This window comes from Pseudomonas sp. OTU5201, from assembly GCF_038440135.1.
Classification (GTDB): Bacteria; Pseudomonadota; Gammaproteobacteria; order Pseudomonadales; family Pseudomonadaceae; genus Metapseudomonas; species Metapseudomonas resinovorans.
Genome location: NZ_JASATC010000028.1, coordinates 1 through 25,138, shown reverse-complemented (window position 1 = coordinate 25,138; position 25,138 = coordinate 1). Strand labels below are relative to the sequence as shown.

General features: G+C 63.9%; 21 protein-coding genes. 8 read left to right on the top strand and 13 right to left on the bottom strand.

What is annotated here, in order from left to right; all coding sequences use genetic code 11:
• The first annotated feature begins 82 nt into the window (after window positions 1–82).
• From AAHM40_RS17715 to AAHM40_RS17705, 3 genes are all read left to right on the top strand, one after another.
• Complete coding sequence (locus AAHM40_RS17715; RefSeq protein ID WP_342245814.1) at window positions 83–940, top strand: HDOD domain-containing protein; 858 nt, start codon at window positions 83–85, stop codon at window positions 938–940.
• Window positions 941–985: 45 nt separating this feature from the next.
• On the top strand, window positions 986–1,876 hold the full coding sequence (locus AAHM40_RS17710; protein ID WP_342245813.1) for a hypothetical protein: 891 nt from the start codon (window positions 986–988) through the stop codon (window positions 1,874–1,876).
• A gap of 116 nt (window positions 1,877–1,992) precedes the next feature.
• Window positions 1,993–4,092, top strand: a complete 2,100-nt coding sequence (locus tag AAHM40_RS17705) for a methyl-accepting chemotaxis protein (RefSeq protein ID WP_446731587.1) — start codon at window positions 1,993–1,995, stop codon at window positions 4,090–4,092.
• Between the two features lie 24 nt (window positions 4,093–4,116).
• Here the strand turns inward: AAHM40_RS17705 and AAHM40_RS17700 are convergent, their stop codons facing one another.
• A complete protein-coding gene (locus tag AAHM40_RS17700) occupies window positions 4,117–4,350 on the bottom strand; it encodes a DUF1127 domain-containing protein (protein ID WP_342245856.1) in 234 nt (77 codons plus the stop codon).
• Between the two features lie 187 nt (window positions 4,351–4,537).
• Between AAHM40_RS17700 and AAHM40_RS17695 the strand changes: the two genes are divergently transcribed.
• Both AAHM40_RS17695 and AAHM40_RS17690 read left to right on the top strand, forming a co-directional pair.
• Window positions 4,538–5,983, top strand: coding sequence for an aminotransferase-like domain-containing protein (locus AAHM40_RS17695; protein WP_342245811.1), 1,446 nt, complete (start codon window positions 4,538–4,540; stop codon window positions 5,981–5,983).
• A gap of 139 nt (window positions 5,984–6,122) precedes the next feature.
• A complete protein-coding gene (locus AAHM40_RS17690; protein ID WP_342245810.1) occupies window positions 6,123–6,578 on the top strand; it encodes an REP-associated tyrosine transposase in 456 nt (151 codons plus the stop codon).
• 99 nt (window positions 6,579–6,677) lie between these two features.
• Here the strand turns inward: AAHM40_RS17690 and yccS are convergent, their stop codons facing one another.
• Window positions 6,678–8,855, bottom strand: coding sequence for a YccS family putative transporter (gene yccS / locus AAHM40_RS17685; RefSeq protein WP_342245809.1), 2,178 nt, complete (start codon window positions 8,853–8,855; stop codon window positions 6,678–6,680).
• Window positions 8,856–9,085: 230 nt separating this feature from the next.
• Here yccS and AAHM40_RS17680 point away from each other — a divergent pair, with 230 nt between their 5' ends.
• Entirely contained in the window at window positions 9,086–9,829 is a 744-nt protein-coding gene (locus tag AAHM40_RS17680; RefSeq protein WP_342245808.1) for a substrate-binding periplasmic protein, read from the top strand.
• 1 nt (window position 9,830) lies between these two features.
• Here the strand turns inward: AAHM40_RS17680 and dbpA are convergent, their stop codons facing one another.
• A complete protein-coding gene (dbpA, locus tag AAHM40_RS17675) occupies window positions 9,831–11,210 on the bottom strand; it encodes an ATP-dependent RNA helicase DbpA (RefSeq protein ID WP_342245807.1) in 1,380 nt (459 codons plus the stop codon).
• Between the two features lie 60 nt (window positions 11,211–11,270).
• A complete protein-coding gene (locus tag AAHM40_RS17670; RefSeq protein ID WP_342245806.1) occupies window positions 11,271–11,432 on the bottom strand; it encodes a hypothetical protein in 162 nt (53 codons plus the stop codon).
• A 68-nt stretch (window positions 11,433–11,500) separates the two neighbouring features.
• Between AAHM40_RS17670 and torT the strand changes: the two genes are divergently transcribed.
• Window positions 11,501–12,532, top strand: coding sequence for a TMAO reductase system periplasmic protein TorT (gene torT, locus AAHM40_RS17665; RefSeq protein ID WP_342245805.1), 1,032 nt, complete (start codon window positions 11,501–11,503; stop codon window positions 12,530–12,532).
• A gap of 121 nt (window positions 12,533–12,653) precedes the next feature.
• Here torT and betA read toward each other — a convergent pair whose 3' ends face one another.
• The 3 genes from betA to betI (AAHM40_RS17650) form a co-directional block, all read right to left on the bottom strand.
• Window positions 12,654–14,342, bottom strand: coding sequence for a choline dehydrogenase (gene betA, locus AAHM40_RS17660; RefSeq protein ID WP_342245804.1), 1,689 nt, complete (start codon window positions 14,340–14,342; stop codon window positions 12,654–12,656).
• 152 nt (window positions 14,343–14,494) lie between these two features.
• Window positions 14,495–15,967 (bottom strand): betaine-aldehyde dehydrogenase, encoded by a 1,473-nt coding sequence (betB, locus tag AAHM40_RS17655; RefSeq protein WP_342245803.1) that lies wholly within the window; start codon window positions 15,965–15,967, stop codon window positions 14,495–14,497.
• Between the two features lie 47 nt (window positions 15,968–16,014).
• Complete coding sequence (gene betI, locus AAHM40_RS17650; protein WP_028629604.1) at window positions 16,015–16,608, bottom strand: transcriptional regulator BetI; 594 nt, start codon at window positions 16,606–16,608, stop codon at window positions 16,015–16,017.
• Window positions 16,609–16,895: 287 nt separating this feature from the next.
• Here betI (AAHM40_RS17650) and AAHM40_RS17645 point away from each other — a divergent pair, with 287 nt between their 5' ends.
• The gene (locus AAHM40_RS17645) at window positions 16,896–18,440 is read left to right on the top strand and encodes a BCCT family transporter (protein WP_342245855.1); all 1,545 of its coding nucleotides are present in this window, start codon (window positions 16,896–16,898) and stop codon (window positions 18,438–18,440) included.
• A gap of 96 nt (window positions 18,441–18,536) precedes the next feature.
• On the opposite strand, the gene betI (AAHM40_RS17640) is transcribed toward AAHM40_RS17645, so the two are convergent.
• From betI (AAHM40_RS17640) to AAHM40_RS17615, 6 genes are all read right to left on the bottom strand, one after another.
• Window positions 18,537–19,130 carry a transcriptional regulator BetI gene (gene betI / locus AAHM40_RS17640; RefSeq protein ID WP_342245802.1) on the bottom strand — a complete coding sequence of 198 codons (594 nt, stop codon included), beginning with the start codon at window positions 19,128–19,130 and terminating at the stop codon, window positions 18,537–18,539.
• 200 nt (window positions 19,131–19,330) lie between these two features.
• A complete protein-coding gene (locus tag AAHM40_RS17635) occupies window positions 19,331–20,188 on the bottom strand; it encodes a glycine betaine ABC transporter substrate-binding protein (RefSeq protein WP_342245801.1) in 858 nt (285 codons plus the stop codon).
• 149 nt (window positions 20,189–20,337) lie between these two features.
• Window positions 20,338–21,282, bottom strand: a complete 945-nt coding sequence (locus tag AAHM40_RS17630) for a choline ABC transporter substrate-binding protein (protein ID WP_028629607.1) — start codon at window positions 21,280–21,282, stop codon at window positions 20,338–20,340.
• Window positions 21,283–21,317: 35 nt separating this feature from the next.
• On the bottom strand, window positions 21,318–22,205 hold the full coding sequence (locus tag AAHM40_RS17625; protein ID WP_028629608.1) for an ABC transporter permease: 888 nt from the start codon (window positions 22,203–22,205) through the stop codon (window positions 21,318–21,320).
• Between the two features lie 2 nt (window positions 22,206–22,207).
• Complete coding sequence (locus tag AAHM40_RS17620) at window positions 22,208–23,404, bottom strand: quaternary amine ABC transporter ATP-binding protein (protein ID WP_342245800.1); 1,197 nt, start codon at window positions 23,402–23,404, stop codon at window positions 22,208–22,210.
• 416 nt (window positions 23,405–23,820) lie between these two features.
• Complete coding sequence (locus tag AAHM40_RS17615; protein ID WP_342245799.1) at window positions 23,821–24,774, bottom strand: choline ABC transporter substrate-binding protein; 954 nt, start codon at window positions 24,772–24,774, stop codon at window positions 23,821–23,823.
• Window positions 24,775–25,138: the final 364 nt, after the last annotated feature.

Here is a 25,138-nt window from a genome sequence, read left to right as displayed (position 1 = left end):
TCGTCCGATCATTTCTCGACGCCCATGGGCGTGGCGGTCGGGCATGGCTACACTGCCGCCACACGAATCAGGGGGAAGCGGATTGAGCGCAGCAGAGTCGGACTATTCGATCTACCGCAAGGTGGTCACTCAACTGATGAATGGCGAGGAGCAACTGCCCAGCCTGCCAATGATCACCCTGGACATCCGTCGCGCACTGGCCGACCCGAATGTCACCGTGGCCCGCTTGAAGCAGGTCATCAGCAAGGACCCGGCCCTCAGCGCCCTGTTGATGAAGCACGCATCCAGCATCATGTTCCGCTCCAGCCAGCCACCCAAGACCCTGGAAGATGTGATCCGCATGCTCGGTCTGCAGGAAGTGGATCGCGTCACCCTGGTGCACAGCCTGAAGAGCCTTTTCACCCTCCACAGTGCCGCCCACAAGCAGCTGTTCATCGGCGTCTGGGGACGACTGACCCGCCAGGCCGCCATCAGCGCGGTACTGGCGCGTCCCCTGGGGTTCTCTTCGCCGGACCATGCGATGCTCGCCAGCCTGCTCTGTGATGTGGGCGAGCTGGCGGTGCTTTCCGCCTTCAAGGACGCCAGCCAGGTGCCGACCCCGGAGGTCTATGCGCGGCTCTGCCGCGAGTACGGCCAGTCGCTCGGCGTGATCGTGCTGCAGAAGTGGTCAGTGGACCAGGGCTACATTGAGGTCGTGCGCGGAGCCAGGCGCTGGGACGCCGACAGCGGTGGCCGGCTCGGTCTGATCGACCTGGTGAACCTGGGGCTTTACCACGCCCAGCGCGATGAGGGGCGGGTCACCCAGTTGCCGGCCATCGACCAGCTTGCCGCCTACCGAAAACTGACGCCGCCGCTGGATTCCCTCGACGCCGGAGGCGGCCTGGCCCTGGTCGGGGCCCAGCAGGACGCCATTCAGCGCATGGCCAGTCTGTTGCGCTAGGACGCGCACCTATACTCAGGCGCACCGCTTCCGCTCGGGTGATACATGCGTCGACTTCCGCTGCTTTGCTTCAGCTTGTGCCTGGCCTGGGCCCCTGCCGCAGCGGCTGCAGAGCAGTGGCGGGTGGCAGTTGCCGAGGTGCCGGGGCTGGCCGAAGCGAACGGTACTGGGCCGCTGCCCGACTTGCTTCGTGCCCTTGACGAGCAATTGCCGGATATCGAATTCGACCTGCAAATCACCCCCTTCGCCCGCACCTTCCACCTGTTGCAGAACGGCCAATGCGAGTTCCAGGTGCCCTTTCTTGGCAGTCTTCCACGCTTGCCGGCTGGATTGCGCTATGGCTCGGGCCGCCTGTGGCAGGTGCGCTTCGGCCTCTTCACCCGGCGTGACAATGCTCTCGGTGTCGCCCAGCTGCTCGATCCGGCGCACGTGCTGAGCGCCGAGCGGATCGCCGCAAGCGGCCTGGCGCCGGATCAGCAAGCGCAACTGCAACCCTTGCTGGGGCGTAGCTGGCGCCCGGATGAATTGCAGGAACAGCTCGCCGCGCCCACCGTGAGCCCAGCCCTGCGCAATCTGGCCTATCCCTACCGGGTCGAGACCGACCGCGCCCATGCTCCCTGGCTGGGCTTTCCGGCGTTGTCCGGCAACAGCATCGAGAGCAGCCTGCAGAAGCTGGTGCGCGGCCGCATCGACGGTTACGTCTTCGCCGTAAACGAGACCGAACACGAGATCGACCGCTTGGGCCTGCGCGAGCAGCTCCGCGCCCAGGACTTCGGCCTGTATCCAGTGCGCTGGTTGGTGCCCGACAACCCCCGTGGTGCCCACGTGGACCAGCGTCTGGCCAGCGCCCTGCGCAAACTTCAGGCGCAGCCAGGTTTCCAGCGATTGCAGGGGCCCCTGGACAAGCCATCCAGCGACTGGAAACCCTGGCCTTGATACAGCCAGGCGACATCCTGAGTCGAGATCAGGACCGTCCCCTTCTGTAGGGTGGCACAAAGCTACTATTCTCCAGCGGCTGACTCCCCGACCGGGGAGGCTTCCACCACATAAGAATGGCCGGACGCTTCGCCCGGGAGCTCGCCGCCCGCCTGGCAAGGATGACCGGAAGCAGACGAGGGGTCGCGATGACAGCTTTGCTCACGCCAGGGGTGCGTCTACTCGAGCGCTTCAGTTTCGCCCGCAAGTTCCAGTTGCTCTTCCTCCTGTTCATCTTGCCCCTGGGCTATGCCCTGTCGGTGATAGTTAGCGACTACCGTGAACGCCTTGGCGTGGTGGACAACGAGCTGAGTGGCCTGCGCGTGGTGGAAGCGCTGTCTGCCGTGCAGCAGGAACTGGATAGCCAGCGCTTCCTGGTGGCGCGCGTGAAGGGTGGCGATGACAGTGCCCGGCCGCTGCTGGAGCAGCGCGCTCAAGCACTGGACAAGACGCTGGCGCAGGTAACCGCCCAGTTCAAGGTGGAAGGCATCGCGGGTCAGAGCCAGGTCCTGTTCGACGAGCTCCAGGGACGCTCTGGCCAGGTACGTCTGGAGAGCGTACTGGGCCTTGCGCTGCCGGATGCGCTGGAGCGCTACCAGGGTATGTTGCAAGTGCTCCAGGCCCTGCGCGAGCAAGTCGCAACCGATTCCGGGCTGATCCTCGATCCCTGGCTCGACACTTACCTGATGATGGACCAGCTGACCAGCGTGCAGCCGCGCCTGCAGGAGACCCTTGGCAGCTTCGCCAGCAACGGCCACGGCGCCCTGGTGGCGCAGCATTTCACCCTGCAGAGCCGCGTGGCCCTGCGCGACTTGCGCCGCGCCCTGGGCGAAACCGCTCGCCAGCTGCGCAAGGCCCGCAATGCCCTGGCGCAGGCGCCGGGCGACATGAGTGCCCTGGAAGGCCCCTTCGGCGCGGCGGACGAGGGCATGGCCAACTTCCTCGCCCAGGTGGACAAGCAGGTCTTCGAATCGACGCCCTTCACCCTGACGCCGGCCCAGTTCGTCAGTCTGACCGACGGCTTGAACGGACGCTTGCAAAGCCTGCAACAGGCGCTGGCTACGCGTATGGCGTCACGCCTGGGCGAGTACCGTGACCAAGCGCTGGGCAGCATGGCCGAAGTTATTGGCGGGTTCACCGTCCTGACCCTACTGGCGCTGTACATGCTCTTGTGCCTGAACCAGTCGATCCGCCGGGGGACTGCGAGCATCACCGAGGCAGCGGAGGGCTTGCGCGGCGGCGATTTGCGTGTTTCGGCGCGAGTCCATGGACGCGATGACCTGGCGGGCATCGCCGAAGCCCTGAACGCCGCCCTGGCGCAGTTGCGCGAATCCTTGCTGGGGGTCAATCGCGAGAGCGAGCAGTTGGGCGGTACGGTCGAGCAGCTCAGTAGCCACGCGCGGGACACCCTGGTGTCGGTGGAGCAGCAGCAGGGTCAGGTCAGCCAGATTGCCGCCGCGGCCAATCAGTTGGCCGCTACCGCCCAGAGTGTGGCGGAAAGCTGCGAGGACGCCGCCCGCGATGCGCTGCACACCCGCGAGATCGCCATGCAGAGCAACCAGCGCAGTGCGCGTACCAGCGCCAGCATGAACCAGCTCAGCAGCAACCTGGGCAATAGCGTCGCCGCGCTCCAGCAACTGCGCGACCAGACGCAGCAGATCAACCAGGTGGTGGATGTGATCAAGGGCATCGCCGAACAGACCAACCTGCTGGCGCTGAACGCCGCCATCGAAGCAGCACGGGCCGGTGAGCAGGGGCGAGGGTTTGCCGTGGTCGCCGACGAGGTGCGCAACCTGTCCCGGCGAACCCAGGATTCCACCAGCGAAATCGGCCAGACGGTCAATGCCCTGCAGGCGGTGGTGGGCGAGACCGTGGCACAGATCGAGGCCGCTTTCGGCCAGGCCGCGGCGGATGTGGGTAACGTCCTGGCCATGGGGGCCGACCTGTCAGGCATCGCCGAGGCGGTGCAGCGGGTCAGCGACCGCCTGGCCCAGATCGCCACGGCTTCAGAGCAGCAGGCCGCCACGGCGGACGAAGTGAGCGGCAGCATCCAGCAGGTGGACCAGGCCGCCACCCTGTTGCTGCAGGGGGCTCAGTCGGTACAGGTGGCTGCCGTGCAACTGCAGCAGGGCAGCCAGGCCCTGAGCCAGAACACCGGTCGCTTCCGCCTCGTCTGAGGCGGCGACCGGCGTTTGTTGGGGCTAGACCTTCCAGAAGGGTTTCAGGGCCTCTTCCAGCGCCTGCGAGCGGTTGAGGCCGATGTCCTTCAGGGCGTGCTCGTCCAGCTCCAGCAGCTGGCGGCGGGTATGCAGACGCATCCAGAAGCAGTTCCAGAGGTTACCTGACCAGGCCGGTGCCAGGGAGACAGGGGTGCGCTGCTCCTGTTCCAGTTCCCGTGCTTGGAGAGTCAGGCGTACATCGCTCAGGCCGTTCATCATTGCGTTCCTCATGCCCTGTGGTGGATCGGGGTGGAACCATGATGTCCGTCGGAAGAATCTCAATACAGATTCACGATCTGTATATTTTTTAAATACAGATTGCGTGGTTTCCTATCTGAATCCTGTATTTCGGAATCATCTGTACTGGTTCTGATGCCGGTTCGGATAGATCCTGGAGACTGTCATGAAGCTCTATATCAAGCTGGCCGAGACCCTTGGCGAACGCATCGAACAAGGCTACTACCGCCCCGGCGACCGCCTGCCTTCAGTACGCGCCCTAAGCCTGGAGCACGGTGTAAGCCTGAGCACGGTGCAGCAGGCCTACCGGATTCTTGAAGACAGCGGTCTGGCCGAGCCCCGGCCGAAGTCTGGCTACTTCGTCCCGCCACGCCGGCAGACGCCTGCCTTGCCTGTGGTGAGCCGGGCCCCGCAGCGACCGGTGGACGTGTCCCAGTGGAACGACGTGCTGGACCTGATCAAGCGCAGCGCCAAGGACAACGTGCTGCAGCTCGGCCGCGGCATGCCGGACATTTCCAGTCCGACGCTCAAACCCTTGCTGCGCAGCCTCGGCCAGATCAGCCGGCGTCAGGACGGCAGCGGCCTCTACTACGACAGCATCTACGGCACCCAGGCCCTGCGCGAACAAGTGGCGCGGTTGGCGCTGGATTCGGGCTGCCAGCTGTCTGCCGACGACGTTGTCATCACCACGGGCTGTCACGAGGCGCTGTCGGTGGCGATTCGCTCCACTTGCGAGCCCGGTGACATCGTCGCGGTCGACTCGCCCAGCTTCCACGGCGCCATGCAGACGCTCAAGGGCTTCGGCATGAAGGCTCTGGAACTGCCAACCGATCCGCTCAGCGGCATCAGCCTGGAGGCGCTGGAGATGGCCCTGGAACAGTGGCCGATCAAGCTGATCCAGCTCACGCCCAACTGCAACAACCCGCTCGGCTACATCATGCCGGAGGCGCGCAAACGCGCCCTGGTGACCCTGGCCCAGCGCTATGACGTGTCGATCCTGGAGGATGATGTCTACGGCGACCTCGCCTACCAGTACCCGCGCCCGCGCACCATCAAGTCATTTGACGACGACGGCCGCGTGCTGCTCTGCAGTTCGTTCTCCAAGACCGTGGCACCGGGCATCCGCGTCGGCTGGATTGCCCCCGGCCGCTATCTCGACCGGGTGCTGCACATGAAGTACATCTCCACCGGCGCGACCGCCACCCAGCCGCAGCTGGCGCTGGCCGACTTCGTCGGCAATGGCCACTACGAGCCTCACCTGCGGCGCATGCGCAGCCAGTACCAGCACAGCCGCGACCAGATGATCGACTGGGTGATGCGCTACTTCCCCGAAGGTACCCGCGCCAGCCGTCCCCAGGGCAGCTTCATGCTCTGGGTTGAACTGCCCGAGGATTTCGACACCCTGCGCCTGAACCGCGCGCTGCTGCCCAAGGGCGTGCAGATTGCTGCCGGCAGCATCTTCTCCGCTTCCGGCAAGTACCGGAACTGCCTGCGGATGAACTACTCCTCCAAGCCGACCCCGGCGATCGAGGCGGCGGTGAGGAAGGTAGGGGAGACGGTGATGGAGTTGATGGGGGACGCGGGGATCAGTAGCAGCGGACACACTTTGTAGGGGCGAATGAATTCGCCCCTACAGCGACAGCGCACCATTTGGCGATTTCCTCGGCCTGAATCATCCATTTCCCTGTAGGGTACAGACCTGCTCGGATTTGTCCCCCCATAGAGTCATTGCCTTCTGCATCAGGAGGGCAATGGATATGCCGAGGGACAATTTACTCAAAGGCCGGGTATCACGAGCCGGTCAGATCTATCACATCGCCATAACCACCGAAGACCGTCGGCCGTTGTTCAGAGACTTCCATTGCGCCCGCATCACCGTTGCCGAGCTGCGCCGATTGCATGAGCAGAACGTGGTCAATTCCCTGGCCTGGGTTCTGATGCCGGATCACTTGCACTGGTTGGTTCAGCTCAATGGCCCCATCGGACTGTCTACTGTGATCAAGGTGTTCAAGGGACGCTCCGCCAGACAGTTGGGTTTGCACATGGAAACCGGTGGGGCGGTCTGGCAACCAGGCTTCCACGACCATGCGCTGAGACGTGAGGACGACATCCGCAAGGTTGCGCGTTACATCGTGGCCAATCCATTGCGGGCCGGCCAGGTCGAACGAATTGGCGATTACCCGTTCTGGGATGCCAGGTGGATCTGAGGCAGACCCTGTAGGGGCGAATTCATTCGCCAAGCAGGCCGAAGTTCTGCCCTTGCAGGCTGCCCCGCTCCTGGCGAATGAATGCCTCCGGAGGAGGACTTACGCCACCTTCCCCTCATTCAGCAGATGCGCCGCCAACGTCCGTAACGCACCCAGCTGTCCGCAGATCAGCCCCAGTTCTGTCTGCACCAGGCGCGGGCGATCGTCCATGTCTTCGGGTAGTTGTGCCAGCGTCCTGGCGAGGGATTCCTCCTGGTCGCAGTGAATACTCACCGAGCCCTTCTCGGCCAATCCCAGGGCGATTTCGTCGAGGCTGCCGGCGATGCGTTCGGCGGCGTCTTCGATCGTCGAGGTCAGCGCTTCACCCGGGGTTTCGCTGCGGTGCGCGCCAAGCGCGGAGAGGTAGCTGAGCAGCGTGTGGGAAAGCACCAGGAAGCGGAAACCAATGTCGGCCTCCTTCCGGAAGTGGCCCGGCTCCATGAGCATGTTGGAAAGCGTGGTGGACAGCGCTGCGTCGGCGTTGTGGGCGTTGCGCCGTGCCAGGCGGTAGGCCAGGTCGTCGCGCTTGCCGTTGACGTACTGCTGCATGATCTGGCGCAGGTACCGGCTATTGCAGGCCAGGGTGTTGGCCACCACCTGGTTGAGCCGGCGGCCCTGCCAATCGGGAAGCACGAAGATCACCGCCAGGCCGGCGATCAGCGCGCCGAGCAGGGTGTCGACCAGACGCGGCAGGAACAGGCCGTAGCTGTCGCCGGTCTGGTTGAAGCAGAACAACACCAGCAGGGTGATGGCGGCGGTGGCCAGGGTGTAGCGGGTGGCGCGGGTGGCAAAGAACACCACCCCGGCGACCACGGCGAAGGCCGACTGCACGAGGGCGCCGGGGAACAGGTCGAACAGGGCCCAGCCCAGCGCCAAACCGAACAGGGTGCCGGCGATCCGTTGCACCAGCTTGCGTCGCGTAGCACCGAAGTTGGGTTGGCAGACGAATACCGTGGTCAGCAGGATCCAGTAGCCCTGTTCGGGATGGATCAGGTGCAGCACGCCGTAGCCGGTCGCGAGTGCCAGGGCCATGCGCAGGGCGTGGCGGAACACCAGGGACGTCGGCGTGAGGTTCTGCCTCAGGCGTTCCCAGACGTCCTTCAGGCCTTTGGGGGAGCGGTCCAGCAGGCTGGTGTCCTGGGCTTCGGCGAGGGCGTCGGGGTTGCTGGCATCGATGAGCAGGCGGTCGAGGGTGGCGAGGTTGCGCGCCAGGGCGTTGAGCGAACGCAGCAGTCCGCGCCAGGCAGGGTTGCTCTGGATGCGCAGGTGTTCCAGGGATTTGTTGAGGTCTTCCAGGGCCTGGGTGCCGTCCAGGTAGTCGAAGGGTTGGCGCATCTGGAGTGCGCGGCCCAGCGCCTGGCAGGCGCCGCCTTGCTGGCGCAGCAGGCGCTGGCAGCGGAACAGCACGTCACTGTGGAAAAAGGCTTCGGCCAGTTCGTTGTAGGCGTAGTGGGAGGAACTGGCGCGTTCGTGGATGTCCTGGGCGAGGAAATAGAGCTTGAGGTAGCGGCTCACCTTGGGGCCCGGCCGGCCATTGCCGACCCGGTGCAGGATGATCTCCTTGGCCGCATTGAGCGCCGCCACCACCTTGCCGTTCTGCCGTGCCAGCTCCAGGCGTCGTGCTTCCACGTCGAGTTGGCGCACCGGCTCCAGCAGCGCGGATTTCAACTTGAGGTACTGCCCCAGTTCACGGAACAGCTTGGCCAGGCTCTGCTGCACCGGCTGGTGGGTGAAGAGCGCCTGCCAGAGCACCGACAGCAGGCCGTACCAGGCGGCGCCCGCCACCAGCAGCGCGGGTTCCTGCCAGAGGTTGGTGGGCGCGCCGTCACGCTGGTCCACGCCGATCATGGTGTAGATGGAGAGGATCAGCGTTGCCGAGGCGATGGTGGCGTAGCGTTCGCCGAGGGCGCCGAGCATGGTCAGGCCAAAACTGGCCAGCGCCAGGGCGCCAACGAAGATCCAGGGATAGGGGAACAGCAACTCCACTGACAACGAGGCTACGCTGAAGCAGCCGAGGGTCACCAACAGTGCGGTGAGACGCCCCTGCCAACTGTCGTCGGTTTCCGCCAGGGCGCTGGCGATGATGCCGAGGAAGAGGGGGATCAGCAGGTCCATGCGGTCCTGCTGCCAGCACAGCGCCATGCTCCCGGTCAGGGCGATGAAGACGCGCAAGCTGTAGCTGAACTTGTCCAGCGCCCAGAGACGGCGCAGCGTTTGGGTGAATCGGGTCGAGGGCATAGGGGCCTTGTGGGCGAATGTCCGTATACGGCTGGGCTGCCGGGTACAGCCTACGGGCAGCCGAGGGCGCTGTCAGCCACCCTGTCGCATTCGATGCCCGGGGATGACGGGAGTCAAATGGAACAGGATGGAAAGTCAGGTACTGAAGTACCAGGTCAGGCTGGTGACTACCGGAATTTTGGTGCAGTCTTGGCTACCTGCCGGCCAAACCTGTTCTCGGATGCCCCCGCATGAGACGACGTTGTGGTTTTGCCCTGTTCGCCCTGCTGATCGTTACGCTGAGCACCCATGCTGAAACCTTGCGCATGGCCGCCGACGTCTGGCCGCCTTTCACCGACGCGAGGTTGGCGGGCAACGGCCTGGCTGCGGAGCTGGTGAGCACGGCGCTGAAGCGCGCCGGGCACCGCCCGGAGTATGTCGAAGTGCCCTGGGCCAGGGCCTTGCGCGGATTGCAGACGGGCGACTACGACCTGATTGTCAGTGCCTGGCACAGCGATGAGCGCGCGACCTATGGCCAATTCTCCAAACCCTACCTGACCAATCGCATTCGCTTTCTCAAGCACAAGGGCAGCGATGTGGACTTCCAGGCTCCCGAGGACCTGAAGCGCTACAGCATCGCCGTGGTGCGCGGCTACAGTTATCAGCCGGCCTTCGATGCCGATACCCGCCTGAAGAAGGTGCCAGTGATGGGCTTCCAGATGGGCGCGCGGATGCTCGCCGCCGGGCGTGTGCAACTGACCCTGGAAGATGAGCTGGTGGCGCGCTTCTACCTCAACCGCGAGCTTGCGGGCATTCGCGAACAGCTGGAATTCCTGCCGCGGCCACTCAGCGAGAACGGCCTGCATATCCTGGTGCGCCGCAGCCACCCGCGGCACCAGCAATTGGTTGAAGACTTCGATCAGGCGATGCAGGCCATGCGCGAAGACGGCACCTATCGGGCCATCTTCGCCCGCCACGGGCTATCCGAACCCTGAATCAGAGGATACGGACCTTGTAGGTGCGCCCTTTGATCTTCCCTTCACTGAGGCGCTTGAGCGCCTGCTTGGCGATGCCGCGTTCGACGGCGACGAAAGCCTGGAAGTCGAAGATGGCGATCTTGCCCACCTGGCTGCCGGGTAGCCCGGCGTCACCGGTGAGGGCGCCAAGTATGTCGCCGGGGCGCAGCTTCTCCTTGCGACCGCCGCTGATGCACAGGGTGGCCATGGGCGGCAGCAGCGGCTCGCGGTTCTTCACGATCAGCTCGTCGATGCGCTGCCAGTTCAGCGGCGCCTGCTGCAGGTCCTCGATGGCCTGGGCGCGGTTGGCTTCGGCCGGCGCCACCAGGCTCAGGGCCAGGCCTTTCTCGCCCGCACGGCCGCTGCGGCCGACGCGATGGATGTGTATCTCGGGGTCGCGGGACAGTTCGACGTTGATCACCGCTTCCAGGCCGGCAATGTCCAGGCCGCGGGCGGCGACGTCGGTGGCTACCAGCACGCTGCAGCTCTGGTTGGCGAACAGCGCCAGGACCTGGTCACGCTCGCGCTGTTCCAGATCGCCATGCAGCGATTGAGCGGAGACACCGTTGTCGCGCAGGTAGGTTTCCAGTTCCTGGCATTGCTGGCGGGTGTGGCAGAAGGCGACGCAGGACTGCGGGCGGGTGCTCTGCAGCAGGCGCAACACGGCATCCATACGCTGGCGCGGATCGATTTCGTAGAAGCGCTGCTCGATCTGGCTGTCGTCGTGCAGGGCCTCCACCTTCACTTGCTGCGGCTCGCGCATGAAGGTCTTGGCCAGTTGTGCAATGCCCGCCGGGTAGGTGGCGGAAAACAGCAGGGTCTGCCGGCGCGCCGGGAGCTGGCCGATGATGTCAGCGATGCTGTCGTAGAAGCCCATGTCGAGCATGCGGTCGGCTTCGTCCAGCACGAGGGTGTTAAGGCCGTCCAGCACCAGAGTGCCCTTGCGCAGGTGTTCCTGGATCCGGCCCGGCGTACCGACGATGACGTGGGCACCGTGTTCCAGCGAGCCCACTTGCGGGCCGAAGGGTACGCCGCCGCAGAGGGTCAGTACCTTGATGTTGCCGTGGCCACGAGCCAGGCGGCGGATTTCCTTGGCCACCTGGTCGGCCAGTTCGCGGGTGGGGCAGAGCACCAGGGCCTGGCAGCCGAAGAAGCGTGGGTTGAGCGGCTCGATCAGGCCGATGCCGAAAGCGGCGGTCTTGCCGCTACCGGTCTTGGCCTGGGCGATCAGGTCCCGGCCCTTGAGGATCAGCGGCAGGGCCTGGGCCTGGATCGGTGTCATGTCGAGGTAGCCCAGAGTCTCCAGGTTGGCCAGGGTGGCCGCGGAGAGGGGCAGGGAAGAAAAGGCGGAGGTGGTCACGGGACGGGCCTGTAAGTCGAAATGGCGCGCAGTTTAGCAGGCTCCTGCGCGCCTCCTCCGTCACTCGTCGAGTTCGCGGTGCACTTGGCGCACCGCACGGCCGCTATCCGGCGACAACTGGGGGAGGATCGCCGCTGTTACCGCCACGCCGGGGCTCATGGATAGCTGCATCACTGCGGGGAGCAGGCTGTTGCCGCTTTCAACTGATCGGGAGCAAGGCATGCTGGTATCTGCCTGCTAGGCTTGCCACTATCCAGACCCCCTACCCTTGCCATGGAAGGACTCTTCCGATGCGGACCCTCTGTGTCTTGCTGCTGAGCTGGCTGAGCGTTACCTCCTGCGCTGCGGCGGAGTGGTTTCCGTTGCAGGTCGAGATGGATGGCCGCGAAGCGAGCTACCGTCCGCTGAGCGGGGCAAGCAAACCCTGGCGCGTCTGTGCGCTGTTGCCCCACGGCATGGATCGCTACTGGTGGGGCGTGGCCTGGGGCATGGACGAGGAAGCGCAGCGCCAGGGCGTGAGGCTGGGCATCTACGAAGCGGGTGGTTACCAGTATGAGGACATGCAGCGCGCCCAACTGACCCGCTGCATTCAGTTGGCGGCCGATGCCTATGTGATCGGAGCCATCAGCGCCAAGGGACTGTGTGATGAGATCGCCCTGCTGCACCGTGACAAGGTGCCGGTGATCGATCTGGTCAACCGCATCGACTGCCCTGGCATCACCGCCCAGTCCCAGGTGGATTTCGCCGACATGGCCCTTGCGGCGATGGCCTACATCCGCGAACACAGTAAGGGGCGACCCGTGCGTGTGGGCTGGCTACCGGGTCCCCAGGACGCCGGTTGGGTGGAGGATGCCGAGCGCGGGTTGGCGAAACTGGGGGCGGACAGTACCGCGACCCTGATATCGGCCGGTTACGGCCCGGTCGACCGCTCTACCCAGGCGGTGCTGGTGCGCCAGTTGCTGGCCCGCGAGCCGGAGCTCGACTACATCCTTGGCAACGCCGAGGCCGCTGCCTTCGCGGGTCACCTGGTGCGTGCCGGCAGCGGTCGCTACAAGGCCAAGGTCGTCGCGCTCTATGCCACCGAGCGGGTGTTGGAGGCGATTGCCGATGGCACCGTCCTGGCTTCGCCCACGGATTCGCCGGTGATCCAGGCACGGGTCGCGGTGGACTTGGCCGTGCGTGTGCTGGAGGGTAAGCCGTCACCGAAACGGGTCAGCCCGCGAATCGAGGTGATCGACAAGGAGAACCTCAAGCATTTCGACATCAGCCACCTGATGCCGCCCAGCGGGCACTGGATGATCCGGCAAGAGCTACCGGAGTAGGTGCACAGGATTTTCTTGTTGCAGGGGCGACTGAATTCGCCCTTACGGTGATGTTCACCCGCGACTATGAAAAGGCCCCTGATGCATCGCGCCAGGGGCCTTTTCCGTTCAGGCGTTTGCCTTATAGCTTACGCGTCGGCTGGCCGCGCACCGGCTTGTCACCGGCAACGTAGTAGCTGGCGGTGCTGCGTGGAAGCGGTTTGCGACCACGGATCCTGTCGGCAATTTTCTCGGCGATCATGATGGTGGTCGCGTTGAGGTTGCCGGTGATGATCTCCGGCATGATGGACGCGTCCACCACCCGCAGGCCTTCCATGCCGTGCACGCGGCCCTGGCCGTCAACTACCGCCATGTCATCGGTGCCCATCTTGCAAGAGCAGGAAGGGTGGAAGGCAGTTTCGGCGTGGGTGCGGATGAACTCATCCAGCTCGGCGTCGCTCTGCTGGTTCGCGCCCGGGCTCAGCTCGCGGCCGCGGTACGGGTCCAGCGCGGGCTGCCCCATGATCTCGCGGGTAATGCGGATACCGTCGCGGAACTCCTGCCAGTCCTGTTCATGGGACATGTAGTTGAACAGGATGCTCGGATGCTGGCGCGGGTCCTTGGACTTCAGGTGGATACGGCCACGGCTCGGCGAGCGCATCGAACCCATGTGAGCCTGGAAGCCGTGTTCCTTCACGGCGTTGCTGCCGTTGTAGTTGATTGCTACCGGCAGGAAGTGGAACTGGATGTTCGGCCACTCGAACTCAGGCCGGGTGCGGATGAAGCCGCCGGCTTCAAACTGGTTGCTCGCGCCGAGGCCAGTGCCGAGAAACAGCCATTGGGCACCGATGGCAGGCTGGTTCCACCATTGCAGGGCGGGGAACAGCGACACGGGCTCCTTGCAGGCGTACTGCAGGTAGAGCTCCAGGTGGTCCTGGAGGTTGGCGCCTACACCCGGCAGGTCATGCACCACCGGCACATCGAGGTCGCGCAGCAGGGCCGCCGGGCCGACGCCGGAACGCTGCAGCAGTTGCGGCGAAGCGATGGCACCGCTGCAAACCAGCACTTCGCGGCGAGCATGCACGGTGATCCGGTTGTCGCTGTTGCCTTTCAGGTAGGCGACGCCGATTGCGCGTTTGCCACTGAACAGGATGCGATCGGACAGGGCGTGGGTGACGATGGTCAGGTTGGGGCGATTGCGCGCCTGGTCCAGATAGCCGCGACCGGTGGCGGCACGACGGCCTTCCGGGGTCACGGTGCGGTCCATGGGGCCGAAGCCTTCCTGCTGGTAGCCGTTGAGGTCGTCGGTACGCGGGTAGCCGGCCTGCACGCCGGCCTCGACCATGGCGTGGAACAACGGGTTGTTGCCGGTCTTGGGCGTTGTCACGCTCACCGGTCCGTCGCCGCCGTGGAAATCGTTGGGGCCGATGTCGCGGGTTTCCGCCTTGCGGAAGTAGGGCAGGCAGTCCAGGTAGCTCCAGTCTTCCAGGCCTGGGGCCTTGGCCCAGCTGTCGAAGTCCAGGGCGTTGCCGCGGATGTAGCACATGCCGTTGATCAGCGAGGAGCCACCGATGCCCTTGCCACGGCCGCACTCCATACGGCGGTTGTTCATGTAGGGCTCCGGATCGGTCTCGTAGGCCCAGTTGTAGCGGCGGCCTTGCAGCGGGTAGGCAAGGGCGGCGGGCATCTGGGTACGGAAATCCAGGCGATAGTCCGGACCGCCGGCTTCCAGCAGCAAGACGCTGACATCCGGATCTTCGGTCAGGCGGGTGGCTAGCACGTTACCGGCGGAACCGGCGCCGACGATGATGTAATCGAATTCTTGGGACATGTGACTTACCTGCTAGGTAACCCGGATGACTCCGGGGCGCGGCAAACTTCGTTCCCGGATTGCATCCGGGCTACCGGGGTGGTGTTGCGACGTGGTCAGGAGGTAATCCGAGAGCGCCCATGCGCCCCGGTTACCTCTCGAGGCCGCGTCGGTCAGAACACCGAGTAGTAGTCGCCCATCTCGACCTGCACGGACTTGATGCGGGTGTAGTGGGCCAGGGTGGTCAGGCCGTTTTCGCGGCCGACGCCGGACTGTTTGTAGCCGCCCACCGGCATTTCGGCGGGGGACTCGCCCCAGGTGTTGATCCAGCAGATGCCGGCTTCCAGCTTGTGGATCACGCGGTGGGCGCGGGCCAGGTCGCGGGTGACGACGCCGGCGGCCAGGCCGTAGTCGGTGTCGTTGGCGCGGCGGATGACTTCTTCCTCGGTGTCGTAGACCAGGATGCTCATCACCGGGCCGAAGATTTCCTCGCGGACGATGGTCATGTCGTCAGTGCAGTCGCTGAACACGGTCGCGGATACGTAGGCACCCTTGGCGAACTCACCCTCGGTGACGCGCTCGCCGCCGATCAGCAGGCGTGCGCCTTCCTTGCGACCGGCCTCGATGTAACCGAGAACGCTTTCCATGTGGGCGAAGCTGGTCAGCGGGCCGAAGTTGGTGTTGGCGTCTTCCGGGTTGCCCAGGCGGATGCGTTTGACGCGTTCGATCACCTTGGCTTCGAAGCGGGCTTGCAGGGCGCGCGGCACGAACACGCGGGTGCCGTTGGTGCAGACCTGGCCGGAGCTGAAGAAGTTGGCCATCACGGCGATGTCGGCCGCGCGGTCGAGGTCGGCATCTTCGAAAATGATCAGTGGCGACTTGCCGCCCAGTTCCATGGTCACTTCCTTCAGCGAAGAGCTGGAGGCGCTGGCCATGACCTTCTTGCCGGTGGAGGTGCCGCCGGTGAAGGAGATCTTCTCGATCTGCGGGTGCTCGGTCAGCCACTGGCCAACTTCACGGCCGCTGCCGGTGAGCACGTTGAACACGCCGTCCGGTACGCCGGCCGCGGTGTAGATCTCGGCCAGTTTCAGGGCGGTCAGCGGGGTGACTTCGCTGGGCTTGAAGATCATGGCGTTACCGGCGGCCAGGGCCGGGGCGGATTTCCACATGGCGATCTGTACCGGGTAGTTCCAGGCGCCGATGCCGGCGACCACGCCCAGGGGCTCGCGACGGGTGTAGACGAAGCTGGTTTCGCGCAGCGGGATCTGCTCACCTTCGATGGCGGGGATCAGGCCGGCGTAGTACTCGATCACGTCGGCGCCGGTGACGATGTCCACGGCGCGGGTTTCGGCCAGCGGCTTGCCGGTATCCAGGGTTTCCAGTTCGGCCAGTTCGTCATTGCGCTCACGCAGGATGTCGACGGCGCGGCGCAGGATGCGCGAACGCTGCATGGCGGTCATCGCGGCCCAGACCTTCTGGCCTTCGATGGCGCTGGCGACGGCACGCTCGACGTCTTCCTTGCCGGCGCGCTGGACTTTGGCCAGGACTTCACCATTGGCCGGGTTCACGGTCTCGAAGGTGGCGCCGCTGGTGGAGTCGACGTAGCGGCCGCCAATGTAGAGCTTCTGTTCTTCGAATCGGGCCATGGTGGTTGTCCTCTCTAGGTCTTGTGTTCGCAAGGCTGCGGGGCGGCTCAAGCCGCCTGCTTGGCCAGTTGTTGATCAAGGAATTCGTAGGCGAGCCGGCGCGCTTGCGCGGTATCGAAGGCTTCGCCGGACAGGGCGCCGCGCAGCCACAGGCCATCGATCAGGGCGGCCAGGCCGCGGGCGGCAGTGCGGGCGCTTGGCACGTCGAGTTCGCGGCGGAACTGACAGCAGAGATTCGAGTAGAGGCGCAGGTCGTTGATGCGCTGCAAACGACGCAGGGACGGCTGGTGCATGCTGCTGGCCCAGAACGCCAGCCAGGTTTTCATGGCCGGGCCGTTGACCTGGGAGTCGTCGAAGTTGCCGTCGATGATGGAGCGTATGTAGCCACGCGCACTGTCGTCGCGCATGGTCTCGCGGCGCTTGCGCACCGCGTCCTGCAAGTCGCTCATGAGGAAGCGCATGGTGGCTTCCAGCAGTCCGTTCTTGTCCTGGAAGTAGTGGCTGATGATGCCGTTGGAAACCCCAGCCAGCTTCGCGATGTAGGAGATGCTGGCGTCGCCCATGCCGACCTGGTCCACCGCCTCGAGTGTGGCGTGGATCAGTTGGGTGCGCCGCAGGGGCTGCATTCCGACTTTTGGCATGGGGTTTCCTCCTCTTCCGGAACCATTCCGGGTGGGTTGAAATCCAGCCTACTTTATTTTTATTGAACGTTCAAACAACAAAGAATAAGCTGCGCACCATGGAACGGGATGCGGCAGTTCGCCGCACCCGATTTCAGGCCTTCGGCCGGCGGATGCCACCCGTCGCCGGCCGCTGGCGCGGGTCTGTCGTTGCGTCCATGAGGCGCCTGCTTTCACTGCCCTGGAAATTCCAAATGAGTAAAGCTCCTACAACAACAAGCCATGGGAAGGTGCGCCTGAATCCGGTCGTGTTCTTCGGATCCACCGCGCTCATCCTGCTCCTCACGGTTGCCTTGATTGCGTTCCCCGAGAGCGCCGGCAGCGTGCTCGGCAAGGCCCAGGCCTGGCTGTCGCGCAGCTTCGGCTGGTACTACATGCTGGCCATCGGCGCGTATCTGTTCTTCGTCCTCTATGTCGCCTTCTCCCGATACGGCCACTTGCGCCTGGGACCTGATGACAGCCGTCCTGACTTCAGCTACGGCGCCTGGGCCGGCATGCTGTTCTCCTCGGGCATCGGCATCTCGCTGCTGTATTTCGCGGCGTCCGAGCCCATCGATCACCTCTACAATCCGCCGGAAGGCGAGCCCGGCAGCCAGTCCGCCGCGCGCCAGGCGCTGCAGCTCACTTTCCTCCACTGGGGCGTGCATGGCTGGGCCATCTACGCGCTGGTGGGCCTGGCCGTGGGCTATTTCGCCTATCGCCACAACAAGCCACTGGCGCTGCGTTCGGCGCTCTATCCGCTGTTCGGCGAGCGCCTGATGAAGGGCTCCGTGGGTAACGCGGTGGACTGCTTCGGCATCTTCGTGACCCTGCTGGGCCTGGTGACCAACCTTGGTATCGGGTCGCTGCAGGTCTCTTCCGGTCTGGAATACCTGTTCGGTCTGCCTCACAGCCAGGGCGCCCTGCTGGCGGTGATCCTGGTGATGAGCGCGGTGGCCACTCTGGCCGCGGTGTCCGGGATCGAGAAAGGCATCCGCCGACTGTCCAACCTCAACATCATCCTGTTCAGTGGCCTGCTGGTGTTCGTGCTGCTGGCTGGCCAGACCCTGCACCTGCTCAATGGCTTCGTGCAGAACCTGGGTGATTACCTCAATGGCCTGGTGCTGAAGACCTTCGACCTCTATGTCTACACCGGCCAGTCCGGCAAGAGCGAAGAGTGGATGGGCCTGTGGACCCTGTTCTACTGGGCCTGGTGGATTTCCTGGGCCCCCTTCGTGGGCATGTTCGTGGCCCGTATTTCCCGCGGTCGTACCGTGCGCGAACTGGTCAGCGGCGTGCTGCTGATCCCGCTGGGCTTCACCCTGGCCTGGTTGTCGGTGTTCGGTAACAGTGCCATCGACCTGGTGATGAACCAGAACGCGGCGGACCTCGGCAAGGCGGCGCTGGAGCAGCCGGCGATGTCCATCTACCTGCTGCTGGAGCATTACCCCTGGGCCAAGGCCGTGATCGGTCTGTCGATCTGCGTTGGGTTCGTGCTATTCCTCACGCCGGCCGATTCCGGTTCGGTGATGCTGGCCAACCTGTCCCGCGAGGAAGGCGACCTGGACGAAGATGCGCCCAACTGGCTGCGTATCTTCTGGTCGGTGGTCGTGACGCTGGCCACCATCGGCCTGCTGTTCGCCGGCAACTTCACCGCCATGCAGACGGTGGTGGTGCTGGCCGGCCTGCCGTTCTCGGTGGTGCTGCTGCTCTACATGTTCGCCCTGCTCAAGCAGATGAAGGCGGATGTGGCAGCACAGGAGCAAGTGCCGAAGCACCCGAAAGTCGTCCAGTTGCAAGGCGAGGCGGCCTGACAGCCCATCAGCCTGAAATGAAGAAGCCCGGTCTCGTGACCGGGCTTTTTCGTTCTCGGGCAGGTCGTGTCCTTGTAGGGGCGAGTGAATTCGTCCCTACAGAGTGGCCTTGGCCAGTTGCTGATCCAGGTAGTCGTAGGCGATGTGCAGCGCCTGCTCGACGTTGAAGCCATCACCCGACAGCGCACCGCGCAGCCACAGGCCGTCGATCAGCGCCGCCAGGCCGCGGGCCGCGGAACGGGCCTGGTCCAGGGGCAAGGTGCGGCGCAGTTCGCAGCAGAGGTTGGAGTAGAGCCGGTGGTCATTGATGCGCTGCAGCCGACGCAGGGAAGGCTGGTGCATGCTGGCGGCCCAGAAGGCCAGCCAGGTCTTCATGGCCGGGCCGCTGACCTGGCTGTCGTCGAAGTTGCCGGCGACGATGGCCCGCAGGTGCGCGCGTGGCGTGTCTTCGCGCAGGGCGGCGCGGCGCTGGCGCACACCGCTGCTGAGAGCACTCATCAGGTGGCGCATGGTGGCTTCCAGCAGGCCGTTCTTGTCCTGGAAGTAATGACTGATGATGCCGTTGGACACGCCTGCGATACGGGCGATGTAGGCAATGCTGGCATCGCCCAGGCCAACCTGGTCGACGGCTTCGAGGGTCGCCTGGATCAACTGCGAGCGGCGGATCGGCTGCATTCCGACCTTGGGCATCGGGTACTTCCACCAGTTTTTGTGGGAATTGGAAGCGCGCAGTCTAGGGGGAATTTGATTGATCGATCAATCGATGGGGTTGATCACCAGAGGAGGCGGGGGCGATCGATGTAGGGGCGAATGAATCCGCCCCTACAGAAAAGCAAAACCCCCGCGGGCCCGAAGGCCGGCGGGGGTTTTGCGACGCTGAAAGCAGACTGTTACTTCAGCCACTCCTCCACGCGCTGCGGGTTCTTGGCGATCCAGTCCTTGGCGGCGGCTTCCGGCTTGGCACCTTCGCGGATGGCCAGCATCACCGCACCCACTTCCTCGCCGCTCCAGGAGAACTTCTTCAGGAAGGCGGTGGCGTCGGCGGCCTTGGCTTCCAGGCCAGGGTTGACCACGGTGTCGACGTGCTCGTCATCGCCATAGACCTTTTTCGGGTCTTCCAGGAAGCGCAGCTTCCACTTGGCGAACATCCAGTGCGGAATCCAGCCGGTGACCACGATCGGTTTCTGGGCTTTCTCGGCGCGGGTCAGGGCGGTGGCCATGGCTGGGCCGGAGCTGGGCATCAGCTTGATGTCCAGGTTGTACTGCTTGATGGCGTCTTCGGTGCGGCGCATTACACCGGCGCCCGCGTCGATACCGGTGATCTTGCCGTCGAAGTCAGCCTTGTAGGTGTTCAGGTCTTCGATGGACTTGGCTTGCACGTAGTCAGGGACGATCAGGCCGATCTTGGCGCCTTTGTAGTTGGAGCCCAGCACCACGACCTTGTCTTTCAGTTTCTCGTAGTACTCGCCGTGGGTGGCGGGCAGCCAGGCGGAGAGGGTGGCGTCCAGATCACCGCGGGCCACGCCCTGCCACATGATGGCGGGCTCAACGGGCTGCAGTTCGACGCCGTAGCCGAGTTTTTCCTTGAGGATTTCGCCCGCGACGTAGCTGGCGGCGACACTGTCGTCCCAACCGTTCACGAAGCCGATTTTAAGGGTTGGTTTGTCAGCGGCGTTGGCCATGCCCATGCCGAGGGCAAGGGTGGCGACGCCGAGGGTTTTCAAACACAGGGACTTCAACTTGCGCATACGTATTGCTCCATCAGGTGGGATTGGCAGCCAACTACGTGGTCGATGACCCGTTCTGAGGCGGGTTTCGCGACAGTGCCCCGCGCGGCCCGTTGCTGGGCCGCGATTGGCGAATTGCAAGGAAACGGGCTCGCGGGGAGCCCGTGGGATTACAGGCCGATGTGTTTCTTCACGGCAGCGGCGCCGTCCTGGCCGTCATAGGTGGTAACGCCAGCCAGCCATTTGTCCAGCGCGGCCGGGTTGGCCTTGAGCCAGCCAGTGGCGACTTTCACCGGATCTTCCTTCTCCAGGATCTTCTCCATCAGCTGGCTTTCGATCTCGACGCTGAACTGCAGGTTGTTCAGCAGTTTGCCGACGTTGGCGCAGCGCTGTTCATAGTCCGGCGGTACCACGGTGTAGACCTTGGCGGCGCCGTAGTCCGGGCCAAACACGTCATCGCCACCGGCCAGGTAGGTGATGTCGAACTGGGTATTCATTGGGTGCGGGGCCCAGCCCAGGAACACCACCGGCTCCTTCTTCTTCACGGCGCGTTGCACCTGGACCAGCATGCCGGCTTCGGAAGATTCGACCATGCGGAACTCACCCAGCTCGAACTGGTTACCCTTGATCATCTTGTCGATCAGCAGGTTGCCATCGTTGCCCGGCTCGATGCCGTAGATCTTGCCGCCCAACTGGTCCTTGAACTTGGCGATGTCCTGGAAGCTCTTCAGCCCGGCATCAGCCGCATAGGTCGGTACCGCCAGGGTGTACTTGGCGCCTTCCAGGTTCGGCGTCGGCAGCACCTTCACGCCGTTGTCCTTGGTGAAGGGCTCGATTACCGCGTCCATCGAGGGCGCCCAGTAACCGAGGAAAACGTCGATCTGCTTGTTCTTCACGCCGGTGAAGGCGATGGGCACCGAGGCCATGATCTTGCGCGGGGTGTAGCCCAGTCCCTCGGTCAGCACCATGGCCACGCCCGTGGTGGCGGCGATGTCGGCCCAGCCGATTTCGGCAAAACGGACCTGCTTGCAGCTCTCCGGCTCCTGAGCCCAGGCACCCTGGGACAGTGCGCAGGCTAGCAGGCCCAGTGCAGCGACTTTTTTCATTCTTTTCATTAGCGACTCCCTGACATTGAAAGATGAAACGTGCGTTATTGCGCTTGCTGCCGTTGCAACTTGGCGCTCAGCCAGCCGAAGGGCTTGCCACGAGTCGCGGTTTGACGAGTCCCGAAACTTTCGGTGATGCGGTCGAGAATGATCGCCAGCAGTACCACGGCCATGCCGCTTTCAAAGCCCAGGCCAATGTCCAGACGCTGGATACTGGCGAGCACGTCGTTACCCAGACCGCCGGCGCCGACCATCGACGCGATGATCACCATGGACAGCGCCATCATGATCGTCTGGTTGACCCCAGCCATGATCGACGGCATGGCATTCGGCAGCTGCACTTTGTATAGCAGTTGCCAACTGGTGCAGCCGAAAGATTGACCGGCTTCGACGATTTCCTTGTTCACCTGGCGGATGCCGAGCGCGGTCAGGCGCACGGCCGGCGGCATGGCGAAGATCACCGTGGCGATGATGCCGGGTACGCGGCCGAGGCCGAAGAGCATCGCCGCCGGAATCAGGTAGACGAACGCCGGCATGGTCTGCATGAAGTCGAGAATCGGGCGGATGACCACCGCGACGCGCTCGCTCCTGGCCGCCCAGATGCCCAGCGGGATGCCGAGTAGCAGGCTGATCAGGGTTGAGGAGAAGGTCAGGCCGAGGGTGACCACGGTCTGCTCCCAAAAGCCGGTCATCACGATCAGGATCAGCGAGACCGCGGTGAAGCCGGCGAACTTGGCACCGATGCGCCAGAAGCCGAGGGCGACGAAGATCGCAATCAGCACCCAGGCCGGCGGCCACATCAGGAGGCGTTCGATCAGCTCGGAGAAGCCGCTGACCACATTGCCGACGCTTTCGAAGGCGCCGCTGTAGTTTTCGAGCAGGTGTTGGACGACGTCATTCACCCAACTGCCAAGATCCAGTTTTTCGCTCATCGTCATTCTCCCCGCAGGCGGCTCAGCAGGCGGCCTTTGCTGATCGCGCCGCTGTAGCGGCCACTCTGGTCGACCACCGGGATCGGCCCTTCATTGATCACCAGGCGCTGGATGACACTGTCGAGCGGCAGGTCCTCCGGTACCGGGTCGATGTGCTTGAGCAGGTTCTGCTCCAGGTCCAGGGTGCGACCGCCTTCGACCAGCAGGGCGATCTTTTCCAGGCTGATGGAGCCGCGGAAGTTGTTCTTCTCGTCGACGATGAAGGCGTAGTGCTTGTCCATCGATTGCAGCTTCTGGCAGACCATCTGCGCGTCCGGCGCCTTGCCGTTGTGCACGAACAGCGGAACGCTGTCGGACTTGAGCTGGCCGGCGGTGAGGTAGCGGCTGCAGTCGACCGTGTTGAAGAAGTTGCGAACGTAGTCGTTGGCCGGGTTCTCGATGATCTCCTGGGGCGTGCCCACCTGGATCAGCTTGCCGCCTTCCATGATGCCGATGCGCGAACCGATGCGCATGGCCTCTTCGATATCGTGGGATACGAAGATAATGGTGCGGCTGTGCTTCTTCTGCAGGTCCAGCAGCACGTCCTGCATTTCGCGGCGCTTGAGCGGGTCGAGCGCGGAGAAGGCCTCGTCCATGATGATCATGGAAGGGTCGACCGCCAAGGCGCGAGCCAGGCCGACGCGCTGTTGCATCCCGCCGGACAGCTCATGGGGATATTTGTGGGCGAAGCTGGCCAGGCCAACCTGCTCCAGCACCTCCATTGCGCGCTTCTCACGCTCTTTCTTGCTCTTGCCCGCCACTTCCAGGCCGAAGGCGGCGTTGTCCAGCACGCAGCGCGAAGGCATCAGGGCGAAGGACTGGAAGACCATGCTCATGTCACGGCGGCGCAGGTCGATCAATTGCGACTTGGGCAGCTTGGCGACGTTCTGGCCGTCGATGAACACATCGCCGGCAGTGGGTTCGATCAGGCGGTTGATCAGACGGATCAGGGTCGACTTGCCCGAACCCGACAGGCCCATCAGCACGAAGATCTCGCCTTCGTTGACGCTGAAAGACACGTCGCTGACACCGATTACGGCGCCGCGCTCAGCCAGGATCTTCTCCTTGCTCCAACCTTGCTTGAGTAAATCGATTGCTTCTTGTGGTTGTTGCCCGAAAACCTTGTAGAGGTTTTGAACCACGATCTTTCCAGACTGCATGGGATATTTCCCCTTCAGTAGACATCCAGGTCAGTTACATGGAGCCAGAACCGGCGCTCAACGACGCTCAGCCTGGTGATGCCGACTGCCTTGCCTGTGTGGATAACAATGTTTCGAGAACCTGAAAGCCCTCTGGCAGTGTTACGAAACCCATTCCCTGGGCGGGTTCAGCACCTCGGTCCGAGGTGCGCGTACTTCCGAAATTTCTTATTAGGCCGACCTCATGTTCGGGGGAGGCCGCCGCTTGTGTTCTTCGGTCCGGAGCGGAGTGCTCGCGGTCTGTCGATCCACGGGAACCGACAGCGACGAAATCGGGTGACTCAACGATAAAGCCTTGAGGCCTTGGCAATTGTCGGTTTACGACGTCCATATGTTGCGCGACGACATGGCCTATGGATATCGCTGAATGCGCCGCTTCACGGTGCTTTGGCCTGGACGAGGGCAACCGGGAGCGGGCCGCCGTCGCGCGCGGTGACGCCCTGCAGCCAGGCGGCCAGGGTGTCGGGATTGGCTTTCAGCCAGGCTTTGGCCTCGCGCCTGCGGTTGGTGCTCTGGTTGAGTATGGCCTCCATCAGGTGGTTCTCCATGGCCAGGCTGAATTTCAGGTTCTTCAGCAGCCGCCCGAGGTTCGGACATTCCTGGGTGAGCCCCTTGCGCACGTTGGTGTAGACCGTGGCGCCGCCATAATCCGGGCCGAACCAGTCGTCGCCGCCGGCGAGGTAATGCATCTTCAACTGGTTGTTCATCGGGTGCGGTTCCCAGCCGAGGAATACCGCCCACTGGTTGAGGTGCTCGGCGCGCTTGACCTGGGACAACATGCCGTTTTCGCTCGACTCCACCAGCTTGAAGTCGCCAAGGTTGAACGCGTTGCCCTTGATCATCTTGTCGATCAGCTTGTTGCCGTCATTGCCGGGTTCGATGCCGTAGATCTTCGCGCCCAACTGCTGCTTGAACTTCGCCAGGTCGGCGAAGCTCTGCACGCCGCCGTCCCAGGCCGCCTGGTTCACCGCCAGGGTGTACTTGGCACCGATGAGGTTGGCGCCGAGGTTCTCCACCGTGCCTTTTTCCAGGTAGGGACGGACGTCGTTTTCCATGCTTGGCATCCAGTTGCCAAGGAACACGTCGATCTTGCCGTCGCCCAGGGCCTTGTAAGTGTCGGGTACCGACAGGCGCTTGACCTTGGTGATGTAGCCGAGCTCGCTCAGTACATGGCGGGTAACGGCGGTGGTGACGGTGATGTCGCTCCAGCCGACGTCGGCAAAATGCACGGTGGAGCAGCGTTCCGGGTCGGCGGCAAGGCTCGCCTGGGTGTTGAAGAGGGAGGCGGCCAGCAGCGTCGCCGCCAGCAGGGAAGGGGTGGGTCGAATCATGGAAGGGGTCCGTCCACAGCAGGATTTATTGTCGTTCTCCGGACTCGCGTGGCTGTCGGACTGCTGCAGGCCCCCGCCCCGGGCGCCCGAATGATGCGTGCCAGACACATCGCCTGACTACCGACCAAGTCGCACGCAGAACTTATCTGTCGTGGGTGGTGCAGGGAGGGGGTGTCCTGCGGCGTCTCATATGGGCGCTTTGGTGTAGGGGCGAATGAATTCGCCCCTACAGTGTGTTCGTCCCTCGGTGCCTACGGCGACGTATTTGGATACGAGTAAGTCGGTGTGGGAAGTCGCCGCTTCGGTGAAATGCCGATCATGGCGCCAAGAGTGATCCCTACCGGAGTTGTCCCCCGTGGCTATC

Excerpts from the sequence above, each read along its gene's own strand:
- AAHM40_RS17635 (WP_342245801.1), bottom strand. The coding sequence starts at position 20,188 with ATGCGCAAGTTGAAGTCCCTGTGTTTGAAAACCCTCGGCGTCGCCACC.
- AAHM40_RS17620 (WP_342245800.1), bottom strand. The coding sequence starts at position 23,404 with ATGCAGTCTGGAAAGATCGTGGTTCAAAACCTCTACAAGGTTTTCGGG.
- betI (WP_342245802.1), bottom strand. The coding sequence starts at position 19,130 with ATGCCCAAGGTCGGAATGCAGCCGATCCGCCGCTCGCAGTTGATCCAG.
- betB (WP_342245803.1), bottom strand. The coding sequence starts at position 15,967 with ATGGCCCGATTCGAAGAACAGAAGCTCTACATTGGCGGCCGCTACGTC.
- AAHM40_RS17690 (WP_342245810.1), top strand. The coding sequence starts at position 6,123 with ATGGATATGCCGAGGGACAATTTACTCAAAGGCCGGGTATCACGAGCC.
- AAHM40_RS17670 (WP_342245806.1), bottom strand. The coding sequence starts at position 11,432 with ATGCCTTGCTCCCGATCAGTTGAAAGCGGCAACAGCCTGCTCCCCGCA.
- AAHM40_RS17700 (WP_342245856.1), bottom strand. The coding sequence starts at position 4,350 with ATGAACGGCCTGAGCGATGTACGCCTGACTCTCCAAGCACGGGAACTG.
- AAHM40_RS17615 (WP_342245799.1), bottom strand. The coding sequence starts at position 24,774 with ATGATTCGACCCACCCCTTCCCTGCTGGCGGCGACGCTGCTGGCCGCC.
- AAHM40_RS17625 (WP_028629608.1), bottom strand. The coding sequence starts at position 22,205 with ATGAGCGAAAAACTGGATCTTGGCAGTTGGGTGAATGACGTCGTCCAA.
- betA (WP_342245804.1), bottom strand. The coding sequence starts at position 14,342 with ATGTCCCAAGAATTCGATTACATCATCGTCGGCGCCGGTTCCGCCGGT.
- betI (WP_028629604.1), bottom strand. The coding sequence starts at position 16,608 with ATGCCAAAAGTCGGAATGCAGCCCCTGCGGCGCACCCAACTGATCCAC.
- AAHM40_RS17680 (WP_342245808.1), top strand. The coding sequence starts at position 9,086 with ATGAGACGACGTTGTGGTTTTGCCCTGTTCGCCCTGCTGATCGTTACG.
- AAHM40_RS17705 (WP_446731587.1), top strand. The coding sequence starts at position 1,993 with ATGGCCGGACGCTTCGCCCGGGAGCTCGCCGCCCGCCTGGCAAGGATG.
- yccS (WP_342245809.1), bottom strand. The coding sequence starts at position 8,855 with ATGCCCTCGACCCGATTCACCCAAACGCTGCGCCGTCTCTGGGCGCTG.
- AAHM40_RS17630 (WP_028629607.1), bottom strand. The coding sequence starts at position 21,282 with ATGAAAAGAATGAAAAAAGTCGCTGCACTGGGCCTGCTAGCCTGCGCA.
- AAHM40_RS17710 (WP_342245813.1), top strand. The coding sequence starts at position 986 with ATGCGTCGACTTCCGCTGCTTTGCTTCAGCTTGTGCCTGGCCTGGGCC.
- AAHM40_RS17695 (WP_342245811.1), top strand. The coding sequence starts at position 4,538 with ATGAAGCTCTATATCAAGCTGGCCGAGACCCTTGGCGAACGCATCGAA.
- torT (WP_342245805.1), top strand. The coding sequence starts at position 11,501 with ATGCGGACCCTCTGTGTCTTGCTGCTGAGCTGGCTGAGCGTTACCTCC.